General features: G+C 46.2%; 12 protein-coding genes. 11 read left to right on the top strand and 1 reads right to left on the bottom strand.

Annotation, left to right across the window (positions count from 1 at the left end; translation table 11 throughout):
- Nucleotides 1-191 precede the first annotated feature (191 nt).
- The 11 genes from DWV73_RS04635 to DWV73_RS04585 all read left to right on the top strand — a co-directional run bounded on the left by DWV73_RS04635 (nt 192) and on the right by DWV73_RS04585 (nt 13,034).
- Nucleotides 192-1,511 carry a glutamine synthetase family protein gene (locus DWV73_RS04635; RefSeq protein WP_117795976.1) on the top strand — a complete coding sequence of 440 codons (1,320 nt, stop codon included), beginning with the start codon at nt 192-194 and terminating at the stop codon, nt 1,509-1,511.
- A gap of 31 nt (nt 1,512-1,542) precedes the next feature.
- On the top strand, nt 1,543-2,097 hold the full coding sequence (locus DWV73_RS04630; RefSeq protein WP_117795975.1) for an ANTAR domain-containing protein: 555 nt from the start codon (nt 1,543-1,545) through the stop codon (nt 2,095-2,097).
- Nucleotides 2,098-2,143: 46 nt separating this feature from the next.
- The gene (gene dapF / locus DWV73_RS04625; protein WP_117795974.1) at nt 2,144-2,944 is read left to right on the top strand and encodes a diaminopimelate epimerase; all 801 of its coding nucleotides are present in this window, start codon (nt 2,144-2,146) and stop codon (nt 2,942-2,944) included.
- Between the two features lie 72 nt (nt 2,945-3,016).
- A complete protein-coding gene (locus tag DWV73_RS04620) occupies nt 3,017-3,817 on the top strand; it encodes an N-acetylmuramoyl-L-alanine amidase (protein ID WP_117795973.1) in 801 nt (266 codons plus the stop codon).
- A 169-nt stretch (nt 3,818-3,986) separates the two neighbouring features.
- A complete protein-coding gene (locus tag DWV73_RS04615) occupies nt 3,987-4,619 on the top strand; it encodes a cytidylate kinase-like family protein (RefSeq protein ID WP_022358543.1) in 633 nt (210 codons plus the stop codon).
- A gap of 131 nt (nt 4,620-4,750) precedes the next feature.
- Complete coding sequence (locus DWV73_RS04610) at nt 4,751-6,133, top strand: MATE family efflux transporter (RefSeq protein WP_117795972.1); 1,383 nt, start codon at nt 4,751-4,753, stop codon at nt 6,131-6,133.
- Nucleotides 6,134-6,165: 32 nt separating this feature from the next.
- The gene (gene rlmD / locus DWV73_RS04605; protein WP_117795971.1) at nt 6,166-7,854 is read left to right on the top strand and encodes a 23S rRNA (uracil(1939)-C(5))-methyltransferase RlmD; all 1,689 of its coding nucleotides are present in this window, start codon (nt 6,166-6,168) and stop codon (nt 7,852-7,854) included.
- Between the two features lie 20 nt (nt 7,855-7,874).
- A complete protein-coding gene (locus tag DWV73_RS04600) occupies nt 7,875-8,564 on the top strand; it encodes a response regulator transcription factor (RefSeq protein WP_117795970.1) in 690 nt (229 codons plus the stop codon).
- Nucleotides 8,540-9,805 carry a HAMP domain-containing sensor histidine kinase gene (locus tag DWV73_RS04595; RefSeq protein ID WP_117795969.1) on the top strand — a complete coding sequence of 422 codons (1,266 nt, stop codon included), beginning with the start codon at nt 8,540-8,542 and terminating at the stop codon, nt 9,803-9,805. The genes DWV73_RS04600 and DWV73_RS04595 overlap by 25 nt, the downstream gene beginning before the upstream one ends.
- 113 nt (nt 9,806-9,918) lie before the next feature.
- Nucleotides 9,919-10,593: an ABC transporter ATP-binding protein gene (locus DWV73_RS04590; protein WP_006426335.1), complete on the top strand. Its 675-nt coding sequence runs from the start codon at nt 9,919-9,921 to the stop codon at nt 10,591-10,593.
- The gene (locus DWV73_RS04585; protein ID WP_117795968.1) at nt 10,590-13,034 is read left to right on the top strand and encodes an ABC transporter permease; all 2,445 of its coding nucleotides are present in this window, start codon (nt 10,590-10,592) and stop codon (nt 13,032-13,034) included. Before DWV73_RS04590 ends, DWV73_RS04585 begins: the two co-directional genes overlap by 4 nt.
- On the opposite strand, the gene DWV73_RS12740 is transcribed toward DWV73_RS04585, so the two are convergent.
- Complete coding sequence (locus tag DWV73_RS12740; RefSeq protein WP_181986210.1) at nt 12,946-13,422, bottom strand: hypothetical protein; 477 nt, start codon at nt 13,420-13,422, stop codon at nt 12,946-12,948. The genes DWV73_RS04585 and DWV73_RS12740 overlap by 89 nt on opposite strands.
- Between the last annotated feature and the right edge of the window lie 2 nt (nt 13,423-13,424).

Genomic DNA, 13,424 nt, shown 5'->3' with positions numbered 1-13,424 from the left:
GCTATATTTTATTTATAAAAATTGTGAAAAGAATGACAGGGGCATTCTCACACAGCAAAACGATCATAAACGTATGCTTGAAATTTTGGGGGCTGTATAGGCAGGAAAATTCTGGGCGTATATGAAAAGAGGGCGAGGGGGCTGACTGGAAACAAAGACAGCTGCCTCGTTTTTTATAGGAGGAAATGGCGATGGGAGAGAATACGAACCGATCCGAACCTTTTTTTGATGAAGATGTTGATTTGGTAAAGCTGCAGTTTACCGATATTTTTGGACAGTGCAAAATGGTCCAGATGACGCGGAGGCAGGCGGAAAAAGCGATGAAAGAGGGGTATGCAATCAACCGGTTTGCGCTCGGCGGCTTACAGAAAGCTGGGATCGAGGGCGCGGCGGCGCCGGAGTATCTGACGGACCAGAGCGAGAGTGTGGAATTGTACTTGAAGCCGGATGCATCAACGTATCAGGTTCTTCCGTGGGATTCCGGGCAGGAAAATGTAGCGCGCGTGATCTGCCAGGTCTGCAATGCGGATGGGACGCCGTCATGGACGGATTCGCGTCATATTTTACAGGAAACGGTAAAACGTGCCGAGAAGATGGGACTGGACTTTGATTTTGATTTCCAGTGTGAGTTTTATCTGTTTCACACGGATGATGATGGGAGACCGACGACGGTGACGCATGAGGTTGCCGGGTATTATGACGCGGGGCCGATCGATCTGGCAGAGGGCGTCCGCCGGGACATGGTTCTGAGCCTGGAGGAAGCAGGATTTGCGATCGAGAGCACGCATCATGGTCTGACTGCCGGACAGCACAGCTTCGTCCTTCCGGCGCGCCGGGGCATTGAGGCAGCAGATTATTTACAGACGTTCAAGGCGGCGGTCAAACGGATTGCGAAACGCCATGGTCTGCATGCGACTTTTATGCCGAAGCCAAACATGAGCGGCGACGGCTCGGGGCTTCATGTGGGCGTGTCGATCTCTTCCAGACGGGGCGCCGAGGCGATGGCGCAGGCGAAGCATTTTGCAGTAGGCGTGCTTAAAAATCTGAGTGATATGATGATTTTTACGAATCCGACCGTCAATTCATATAAACGTCTGGCGGCGGAGCGGAGCACGGTGTTCCAGCCGGAGTTCCCGGCGGCTGTGTGGGAAAAAGGAAGTGAAAAGGCAGTTCATGTGAAGGAAGACCGGAACGGACGTATTTCCGTGGAAGTGCAGTTCCCGGATCCGTCTGCGAATCCGTATCTGGCGCTGACGGCGATTCTGGCAGCAGGACTGGAAGGAATCGAGAAGGCGCTGGTGCTGGATGAAGAAGCGGGCGATGAGAATGCGCCGCGGTTCCCGGAGACATTGGGGATATTGCTCCAGAAGCTGGATCAGAATGAATTTGCACACCGTGTATTTGGGGAAAAGTTCTGCCGGATGTACGGCGAGGGCAAGAAAGAGGAGTGGGAACGCTTCTGTGCCTATGTGACGGATTGGGAGACAGCGGAATATCTGTATCGTTGTTAGGGGGTACGAAATCGCAGTGAGGTGAGACCACGTGGGAAACATCATAGTAGCATTTTCGAAGCCGCAGGACGGACGAAATATTAGAAATATACTCGTAAAACATGGAATACAGGTCACAGCCTCCTGCACATCGGGCGCGCAGGTTTTAGCGTTAACCGATGATTTGCGAAGCGGGATTGTGGTGAGCGGCTACCGGTTTGGTGATATGACCTGCCGGCAGCTTGCCGACCAGCTGCCGCCGGGATTTGATTTGCTTCTCATTGCTTCCCCGAGCCGGTGGAGCGGCGAAGCGATGGGAAGGATTGTCTGCCTGCCGGCGCCGTTTAAAATGGGAGATTTAGTTTCGACAGTCCGCATGATTGAGCAGTCACAGGCGGAAAAAAGACGGCGGATGCGCCGCCAGCCGCCGCAGAAGCGCAGGGAAGAGGATCAGAAAGCGATCGACACCGCAAAGGCTATTTTGATGGAGCGGAACCGGATGGCGGAGCCGGAGGCGCACAAATATCTGCAGAAATGCAGCATGGACAGCCAGGTCAGCCTTATTGAGGCGGCACAAATGGTAATCAGTCTTTACAAAATGGCGTAAGATCCTTTACAATAGGATCAAAAAGGCAGAAGGAGCAGCAAAAACGATGAAATTTACAAAAATGCAGGGACTTGGCAATGATTATGTCTATGTCAACTGTTTTGAAGAAACGGTAAACGATCCGGAGAAGCTGGCGATTGCCGTCAGTGACCGCCATTTTGGAATTGGTTCCGACGGATTGATTCTGATTACCCCATCTGAGGTGGCAGACTGCCGCATGGATATGTACAATCTGGACGGTTCCCGCGGCGCGATGTGCGGCAACGGCATCCGCTGTGTGGGAAAATATGCGTATGACCACCATATCGTGGACAAGCCGCAGATTTCTGTTGAGACATTGTCCGGGATTAAATATCTGGATATGAAGGTTGAAAATGGCAAAGTAACGGCGGTCACCGTCGATATGGGCGAGCCGGAGCAGACTTCCGAGCTTCCGGAGAAGATCGAGGTAGATGGAACGGAATACGAATTTACCGGAATTTCCATGGGAAATCCGCACGCCGTTCTGTTTATGGATGAGATTGATTCCCTGGATCTGGAGACGATTGGACCGAAATTCGAGTTCCATAAGCGTTTCCCGGATCGTACCAACACCGAGTTTGTCAAGGTCATTGACCGCACACACGTAAAAATGCGTGTCTGGGAGCGCGGATCCGGCGAAACGATGGCATGTGGAACAGGTGCCTGCGCGGTTGCCGTTGCATCTATTCTGGCAGGGCATACGGAGGATGCGGTTGAGGTCGAGCTGCTGGGCGGCTGCCTGCAGATCCGCTGGGACCGAGAGAAAAACCGCGTGTTCATGACTGGACCGGCGGTGGAAGTGTTTAGCGGGGAGTATGAGGAATAATTAAACAGGAAACTTTGGGACTTCTTTCACATATGGTAGTAGTACAACGATATGTGAGAGGAGTCTTTTCTTTTGGAAGAAAAAAAGAAAGTGATGATAGATGCCGGGCACGGCGGAACGAAAGATCCGGGAGCAGTATTTGAGGATCGGATGGAAAAGGACGATACCCTGCGTCTGGCGCTGGCAGTAGGGAGGATTCTCGAGGAAAATGGGGTGAATGTCGTCTACACGCGGTCAACGGACGTTTATGACACGCCCTACCAGAAAGCAGAGATGGGAAATGAGGCGGGCGCGGACTATTTTGTTTCCCTGCACCGCAATGCGGCGAGTGAGCCGGGAAAAGGTTCGGGCGTCATGACGCTGGTGTACAAGACAGGCAGGGAATCAGAACAGCTGGCGGATTCAATCCAGAGAGAGCTGGCGCGCACCGGATATGTGGATCTCGGCGTGATCGAGCGCCCGGATTTGATTGTGCTGCGGAAAACGCAGATGCCGGCGGTTCTGGTTGAAGCCGGATTTATCGACAATCCGGAGGATAACAAGCGGTTTGACGCGCAGTTTGACGAAATTGCGGCGGCGGTTGCATCTGGGATTCTAAATGTAATCGATGACGACATGGATCGCCGTCCGGTGGAAGAGAGCGACTATTATTACCAGATCCAGACGGGGGCGTATCGCATCCGATCGCTGGCAGAGCAGCAGTTAGAAGAACTGCGTCGTATGGGATTCCCTGCATTTCTGGTGTACGATGGGACGTATTTCAAGCTTCGGGTCGGTGCGTTTAAAAATCTCGACAACGCTGTGCGGATGGAACAGGAACTGCGGAAGGCGGGATTTCCGACGGTGCTTTTGTATGAGAGGGAGGTGAAGTAGGGGAGAAAAGCTGAAAAACAGGCACTATCTGAAAATAAGAATAGAATGACTTATTTGATTGATTTTTACTGTGCTTTTGTAAAAATGAATGGAAAAAATCCTCTCATTATGGTATGCTGAAGATAGAAAGCAACCTGCATTTTCTTGTAGATAAAGGGAGGGGTTTGGTATGTCAGAGAAGAAAAAAATTATCATCACGATTGCGAGGCAGTATGGAAGCGGCGGTGCGGATACGGGCAAAAAGTTGGCGGAAGATCTGGGGATCAGTTTTTATGATAAAAACATTCTCCGTATGAACTCAGATGAGAGCGGTATCAAAGAGAGCTATTTCCATCTGGCAGACGAGAAGGCGGGCAACCGGCTTTTATACAAGATTATCAATACATTGACACCGGAAAAGGGCGCACCGTCGTTCGGTTCCGATCTCATTTCAGCCGACAATCTGTTTCGTTTCCAGTCGGAAGTGATCCGGAAGCTGGCGGCGGAGGAATCCTGCGTCATCATCGGCCGCTGCGCGGATTATGTGCTGGACGGCACCGAGGGACTGATTCGCGTGTTCCTCTACGCGGATATCAAGGTGCGCGAGGAGCGTGTGCGTGAGCGGAATCTCTACGCGGACAAAGATGTCCTCAAAAATATCCACCGGATCGACCGGGAACGCCGCGATTATAATCGTTATTATGCAGGGCGCGACTGGGAGAAGCCGGAGAATTATGACCTTTTGATTAATACGACACAGATTGGTGTGGACGGGGCGGTTCAGTTGATTAAGGATTATTTAAAAATGAGGGGGCTTTTGTAAGGGAAAAAGAATGACTTCCACTTGCAATTCAATATAGTATCGTGTAAAATGGCACATACAGCCGGGCGAATACGAGAGTGTTTGGACGGCTGTATGTGCTGTTTTGCTATTATTACAAGTAAGGGGAAAATATGAAATATCAAAATGATATTGACAAAATGAATACGAACCGGAATTTATTTCTGATGTCGCTGCCGATCTTCGTGGAGCTGTTACTGCAGCTTTTGGTCGGAAACGTCGATCAGATGATGGTAAGCCGGGTGTCGCAGCCCTCGGTGGCGGCGATTGTCAATGCGAACCAGATCATGAACCTGGTGATTATCGTGCTGAGCATGGCATCGACGGCGGTTACCGTGATTTTGTCCCAGTATCTGGGCGCGCAGGATGAAAAAAATGCATCCCGGACCTGCATGGTCTCGATCGTGCTGATCGGCGGCGTCAGTCTTGCGGCAACGATCCTGGTTTTTGCCGGGCACACGCCGCTTTACCGGGCGATCCATGTGCCGGAGGAGGTTTTTGATGAGGCGTCGCTGTATCTGCTGATTGTCGGCGCATTTATTCTGGTGCAGGGATTTTATCTGACCTTCTCAGCGATGATCCGCGCATTTGCTATGGTAAAGGAAGTCATGATTATATCAGTTATCATGAATGCCATGAATATTGTGGGAAATGCGATTTTAATCAACGGCTGGTTCGGAATGCCGCAACTTGGGGCGGTCGGGGCGGCGATCTCGACGGATATCAGTAAGTTAGTTGGTTTGGCATTGATGATCGGAATGTTTTTCAAGAGCCGCCGCGTCAAAATGGGAATGAGTTATCTGCGTCCATTTCCGGTGCAGATTTTAAAAAATCTCTGCCTGTTGGCAATTCCGACGGGGGTCGAAAGTTTTTCGTACAATCTCTCTCAGATGATGATTCTGGGAATTGTTAATTCCTTTGGCACGCTGGTTACTGTAACCAAGGGATATTGTACGATTTTTGCCAATATTGATTATGTTTATGCGATGGCGATCGCGACGGCAACCCAGATTGTGCTGGGCTACCTGATCGGAGCGCGCCGTCTGAATGATATACAGAAACGAGTGAATGCGACATTGAAGGTTGCGATTGCGGCGTGTGTCGGGATGGCGGTGCTGATGTGCCTGGGAGGTAAATACATTTTCCTGATTTTCACAGACAACCCGGAGATCATTGCGCTTGGACGGCGGATTCTGGTGATTGAGATTGTGCTGGAGATCGGGCGTGCGGTCAACATTGTTATGACCAAATGCCTGATTGCGGTCGGCGATGTCCTGACCCCGACCACGGTCGGAATCACCTTCCAGTGGGTCGTAGCTGCCGCCGGCTCCTGGTTGCTCGGCAGCAAGCTCGGCTGGGGGCTGGAAGGCGTCTGGATCGCAATGGCAGCCGATGAATGCGTGCGCGGACTCATTTACGCGGTGCATTTTAAGAAAGAACGTTGGAAGAAGAATTTTAAGGGCGTGAAGACGGAAGCAGAGTTGGGAGAGGCGTAGAAGATAAGCGAAGAAAGAAAGTGTGAGAAAAAATGAAAGAAACAGGATGGAAAAAGACAGCAGGGAATGGTTCTGATGGAAAAAGAACGGAAGGAAAGAAATCGTTTGGTCGGGGGGAGAAAGCAACTGGATTTTCCAAGAATAGTGCAAAAGTGGGAGTCAATGGGGAAAAACAGGGAAAAGCTGCTCGTAAAGTGTCTGGAGTTGAGGATAAATGGGGCACACATGGGGACAGGAAACGAAATGTAGGGGAAAAAGACGGTCAGAAAACGGTTCGTGGTGGACAGCGTGGAAAAACAAAATGTCCGATTTACCGTGAGTGCGGTGGCTGTCAGTATCTCCATTTAACCTATGATCAGCAGTTAAAAGAAAAACAGAAGCGCATGGAAGAACTGCTGGGCGGTGTCTGTCCGGTTCGTCCGATCATTGGAATGGAAGAGCCGTATCATTACCGCAATAAAGTTCATGCGGTATTTGGATTGGATCGGAAAAATAATCCAATTTCTGGCATTTACAAAGAGGGGACACATCGGATTCTTCCGGTGGATTCCTGTCTGATTGAGGATCAGAAAGCAGACGAGATCATCGTGACGATCCGGAGTATGCTTCGTTCGTTCAAGATTCGTGTTTTTGATGAGGACACCGGATACGGTCTGCTGCGTCATGTATTGATTCGCCGCGGCTTCACAACCGGCGAGATTCTGGTCGTTTTGGTGACAGCATCCCCGGTATTCCCGTCGAAGAACAATTTCGTCAAGGCGCTTCGTGAAAAGCACCCGGAAATTACTACGATTGTCCAGAATATCAACGGCAGAAGCACCAGTATGGTGCTTGGCGACAAAGAACACATTCTGTACGGAAAAGGATATATAGAGGATGTTCTCTGCGGGCTCCGGTTCCGTATTTCGTCCCGTTCCTTCTATCAGATTAACTCAGTTCAGACTGAGAAGCTGTACGGAAAAGCGATGGAACTGGCAGAACTTACAGGCAAGGAGACGGTGCTGGATGCTTATTGCGGCATCGGTACCATCGGACTTATCGCCAGCAAGCACGCAGGCAAGGTGATCGGTGTAGAGTTGAATCAGGATGCAGTGCGGGATGCGGTGCAGAATGCGAAGAAGAACGGCATCACCAATGCACAGTTCTTCTGCAATGACGCCGGACGGTTCATGTCTCATATGGCAGCCCGCAGCGAGAGCGCCGATGTCGTTTTCATGGATCCGCCGAGAAGCGGAAGTACTGAAGAATTTATCGACGCGGTAGCCCTGATGCAGCCGAAACGTGTCGTCTACATTTCCTGTGGTCCGGATACATTGGCACGCGATTTGAAAGTATTCGCAAAGCACGGTTATCGGGCGAAAGAAGCATGGCCGGTGGATTTGTTTGGGTGGACGGGGCATGTCGAGACGGTTGTTCTTTTGTCCCAACTGAAACAAAAGCCGGATGATTACATTAATGTCACGATTGAACTTGATGATATGGATATAACATCTGCAGAGACTAAGGCTACATATGATGAGATAAAGAAGTATGTGGCTGAACATAATGCTGGCATGAAGGTTTCCAATCTGTATATCTCACAGGTAAAGAGAAAATGCGGAATTGAGGTTGGAAAGAATTATAATTTATCTAAAAATGAAGATAGCAGGCAGCCACAGTGTCCAGAAGATAAAGAGAGTGCAATTGTGGAGGCATTGAAGCATTTTAAGATGAATAGTTAATAAAGAGAGGTGCATATGCTATGCCAGGTATACTCGTGGTTGAAGATGATGAAAATTTAAATCGTGGAATTACATTTTCACTGAAAAAATCCGGATATGAGGTTTTTTCAGCAGAATCAGTGAAAAAAGCGAAAAGAATTGCAAGTGATAATAATGTGGATGTTACCATTTGTGATGTGAATCTTCCGGATGGGAATGGACTGGAATTTGTAAGGTGGATGAGATGCAATTATAATACATACATTATTTGTCTTACAGCACTAGATCAGGAGATGGATCAGGTCATGGGATATGAAGCAGGGGCAGATGATTATATTACAAAGCCGTTTAGTCTTTCGGTACTTCTTTTGAAAATAGAAGCACATTTCCGCCGCAGACAGGAGAAAACGGAAGCCGGAAAGATGATTTCGGGAGATATCGTATTTATCGTAGGAGAAATGAAAGTCCTGATAAAGAGTCGTGAAATCAGTCTGACAAAAACGGAGTTGAAAATGCTGACTTTTTTTCTGCAGAACCCGAAACAGATTCTTTCAAAAACACAAATATTGGAAAATGTGTTTGATCTGGAAGGGGATTTTGTGGATGAAAATACAATCGCTGTCAATATCAGAAGACTCCGTGAGAAAATCGAAGACAATCCGGCTGCACCGGTCTATATAAAGAATATCAGAGGTCTTGGGTATATATGGAATCAGGAGGTAAGGCAGTGACAAAGAGATATCGCAAGAAGATTACAGTAGTGCTCTCCTTGGTATTACCTGTCATATTATTGTTTGCAATATTAAATTGCTTTACCACGTATGTGTTTTATGAAGATTATAAATATAAAATGAATCTTATGACAGAGATTGCTGCAAAGGAAGAATTTTCCGGGCTGGATGCTGTTTCGGAATTGCTTAAGGATAAGGATATTGAAACTAACGAACAGGGAAGGCGATTATTGGAGCAATATGGATACTGGGGGAATAAAGGGAATGCATTTTATTCGCAATTCCGGCATCAGGTTATGGTGACCGGTGCTGTAAGCACTGTGATATGCGTGCTTCTTTTGACTTTTTTACTTTATTGGAAGAAAAAAGAAGATGCGTGTCATCAGAAAATTTTAGACCAGTTGGAAGAAATTCTGATCAGATTCCGTGAAAATAAATTTGATGATTTACTGAAAACGGAAAATCATGCAGAACTGGAAAAATTGAATGACCAGCTTGAAGCAATCGGACATCATATTCAGTTGATAAAGGAAGAAGCAAGGGCAGAAAAGGGGAACACGAAAGAAATGGTTTCTGATATTTCTCACCAGTTAAAAACACCGGTTGCAGCTTTGGATACATGTTTTAGTGTGCTGATGCAGAATGACTTAAGTGCCACAGAACAGGAGGAGTTTCGTATCCGTTGTCGGAGTGCTCTGGATGGACTGGAGACATTATTGCAGTCGCTTCTTGAAATATCCAAGATGGAAACTGGACTGATTCAGATTAATAAGAAAAAACTTCCGCTTATGGATACTGTCATATCTGCTGTGAACTGTACTTATCCAAAAGCGGATGAGAAAGAAATTGAATTCGTTTTTGACTATGCAAAAGAGCTGGAAACATGCATGGTTATGCAGGATAAAAGATGGCTTGGTGAAGCTGTGATCAACGTTCTGGATAATGCAATCAAGTACAGCCCGGATGGTTCAAAAATATTTATCCGGTTACAAAAAAGAAACGATCTTGTAAGAATGGAAATTGAGGATCAGGGAATTGGTATTCCGCAGAATGAGTATCACAAAATTTTTCAACGATTTTACAGAGGAAGTTCCAGGAAGGTCATGGAAAAGAGTGGTACAGGAATCGGACTTTTTCTATCGAGAGAAATTATCGAAAAACACGCAGGTACGATTACGGTAACCTCCGGTAAAAAGAAAAAAGGAAGCACGTTTGTGATTCAATTACCATATGTTGGTTAAATTTTAAGTGGGCAGAAATCTTACAATTCTGTAAGACTTCTGCTCGTTTTTTGAAAGTGAAATGAAAGATTGCCCTGATACAATTTGGATGTAAGATGAAAAGGAGGCAACACATGAGTGTGATATTAGAAACCAAGCAGCTTTGTAAATTTTATGGCGCGGGTGAGAATCAGGTCAAAGCGGTCAATCAGGTGGACATTCAGATTGAGCAGGGAGAATTTGTCGCAATTGTCGGAAAGTCAGGTTCCGGTAAAAGTACATTACTTCATATGCTTGGAGGGCTTGACACCCCTACAAAAGGCAGTGTTACTTTAGCCGGTAAAGATTTATACAGGATGAAGGAAGATGCCCTTGCTGTTTTCCGCAGAAGAAAAATCGGATTTGTTTTTCAGGCATTTAATCTGGTTTCATCTGTTAATGTCTGGGAAAATATCGTACTGCCACTGGGGCTGGATGGAAGAAAAGTGGATGAAGCGTATGTAAATGATATTATTGCAACTCTGGGGATTGAAAACCGGATTTATAATCTGCCAAATCAGTTATCCGGAGGACAGCAGCAGAGAGTAGCAATTGCAAGAGCACTGGTGAATCGTCCAGAAATTATATTTGCAGATGAGCCGACAGGAAATCTTGATTCTAAGACCAGTGATGAGGTAATCGCTCTGCTTAAGATGACAGCAAAAAAATATGGACAGACAATTGTAATGATTACCCATGATGACGAAATTGCACAGGTCGCTGACCGTATTCTGGTGATTGAGGACGGACAGGTGGTGGATTTCAGATGAAGACAATAAGCAGGATTGCATATAGCAATGACAAAAGGAACAGGACAAGAAGTATACTGATCATGATGGCAATCTGTCTGACCACGATGCTGCTTGTTATCATCAGTACTGTGGGAAATGGGGTAATTCATTTACAGAAAAGTCAGGCGGCAGGATCATATGGAAGCAATTATGGTCTGTTTGTTTCCGCAGACGGATCGCAGTTAAAAGAAGTAAACCGCCGTGCGGAAATAGATGCTACAGGCACTATGTGCACCGAAGGTATCATAAAAGGCAATGAAAAAGGCGGGTTTGTCTGCATGGATGAGACTGCAAGAAAAATGCTTCCTTATAATAAAGAATATGAGTTGAAGGAAGGAAAGTATCCGGAAAAAATGCAGGAAATTGCCGCAGGAAGAGCATTTTTTCGTGCAATGGGGTATGGTGATGTAAAGATCGGAGATACGGTTACACTGGATTACCGCGCAGGGATGCAGTCAGAATATAAGCCGGAAGAATTTGTTGTCAGCGGAATCCTATATGATCGGGATGAGTATACCATCGAGGCATCTTATGTTGCTTTCGGGTCACAGGAGTTTTATGATGAGCACGTCGCAGAGAATGACAGACAGTATAATATTTATTTTACTTTAAATGATTCTGCAAATGTATCTATGGATAATATTGATTCGGTTATAAAGCAGATTGCAGCAGCCTGTGGGATCGAAGAAAAAAACGTTATAGTCAATGCTCTCTATTTGCAATGGGTCTTGCAGCCGAGTTATGAAATGATTGTGGTTTGTGGAACCCTGATCCTCGGAATCGTGCTGTTTTCCGTTGGGGTCATTTATAATATCTTCCAGGTCGGGATCGCCCAGAAGGTTCAGGAGTACGGAAAAATCAAGGCGCTGGGTGCAACCAGAAAGCAGATGAAGCAGTTGATCTTTCGTGAGGGCATTCTTCTGGCGGTTCCTTCGATACCGCTGGGGCTGCTGTTTGGCTTTCTGATTGCAAAATGCGGTTTTAACTGGCTGGTAGAACAGGGGAACCTTGTATCAACCGGAACTGGCTCTATGGGAGTTCAAAATCAGCAGGTGCCTCTGTTTTCCCTGCCTGTTATGTTTCTCTGTATTTTCGTATCATTTCTTACCGTTGCTTTGGCACTGCGTAAACCAATGAAAATTGTTTCACGGATTTCACCTATCGAAGCAACACGGTATTTAGAAAATGCAGAAACACAAAAAAAAGGAAAACGAAATGGCAGAAAAAATGTCACCGTGTTTTCTATGGCAATGGCAAATGTAACGGGTAATCCCAAAAGAACTATTGGTACTATCCTCACAATGGGTTTTTCTTGCGTATTGTTTGTGATTATCTCTAATTATGTGGGAAATATTGACACGGAGCATGAAGCACGTCTTTCCGTTAATCATGGACAATTTGAACTGCAGCTTGACTATTCTGCTGAGTATGATGAAAGATATCCGGAGAATAATCTGGATACGATTCTGACGGATAATCCATTGAATGATTCGCTGATTGAAGAAATCAAAAGCATTCCGGGAGTGACAGATGTCATGACGAGAGAGATAGTCTCTGTAAATCTGAACGGAACAAGATTTCCGGCTGCTGTTGTGAGTAAAAAGGATTTTGATTTTATACGCCAGGACGGGGATATTGGCTCTATGGACTATGATCAGGCGGTAAAGAATGGTGATATTTTCTTTGGCTGGTCAACGTGGATGGAACAAGATGGATATGCTCCGGGTGAATCCATTGCATTTGACTTTGAGAATGGAAGTGAAACCTATACCTATCAGGGAAAGATTGCAGGATCCTTTGTAAGCGCGGACACTTATCTTGTCATTCCAGAAGGTGTATACCGTTCCATGAATCCGAGAGGAACAGCCTATGGCTATCTGTGGGTGGACTGTGACAAAAAAGATGTGGCATCTGTGGAGCAAAATCTGAATACATTGATTTCTAATACTTCGCATATAAAAATGGGTACTTATCATGCGCAGTTACAATCTGCAGAATTCTCAGCTCGCACGATGAAGCTTGGCTGTTATCTGTTTATGGCGGTTGTAGGATTCATCGGTTTTATGAATATGGCAAACACCATGATCATGAATATTACGACAAAAAAGCAGGAATATGGTGTATTACAGGCTGTGGGTATGACAAATAAACAATTAAATTTATGTCTGCAGTTACAGGGACTGATTTTTACGGTTGGCACCATATGTGTAGCACTTGTCGTTGGTCTGCCACTTGGCTACGTGCTCTTTGCCTATGCAAAGCATAATGGGATATTTGGAATGAATGTCTATCATGTTCCAATTACACCAATTCTTGCTATGATTTTGCTGGTCAGCCTTTTGCAGATTGTGCTTTCCTGCGTTTTAAGCAGTAATCTGAAAAAGGAAACGCTGGTAGAAAGAATAAGGTATCAGGGATAGCAAGTAACCAGGCTGTCACTCGGACAATGAGTGACAGCTTGGTTTGCGAGTATACGTCAAAAGATTCTGTGCCCTTGTATTTTCCCTTATCAGAGTTTGTAAACTTATATGGGAATATATAACACAAGGGAAACAATAAGGGAACCGTGCATTTTTCTCGCTGTTCTCGGAGTTTGAAGATCTCGTCGGCAACTTCATCATAGGCTTCTTTGTTATTGGCTTTTTTAAGAAGCTTTTTCTGAAGCTCCTGCAGTTTTTCGTCAATGCCATCAGCGGTATTTTGCTGAGCGCTTCGGATCACCTTTGCGATGTTCTGCTGGAGCTGCGTCTGGTAGGTGGACTTATCACCAAGGAGCGTGTTGATTGCCTGAACTACCACATTCTCCAATA

This window comes from Clostridium sp. AF12-41 (genome assembly GCF_003461685.1).
Classification (GTDB): domain Bacteria; phylum Bacillota; class Clostridia; order Lachnospirales; family Lachnospiraceae; genus Otoolea; species Otoolea fessa.
Note: the sequence above shows the minus strand (reverse complement) of the source record. Positions and strands in the feature narration are given on the sequence as shown.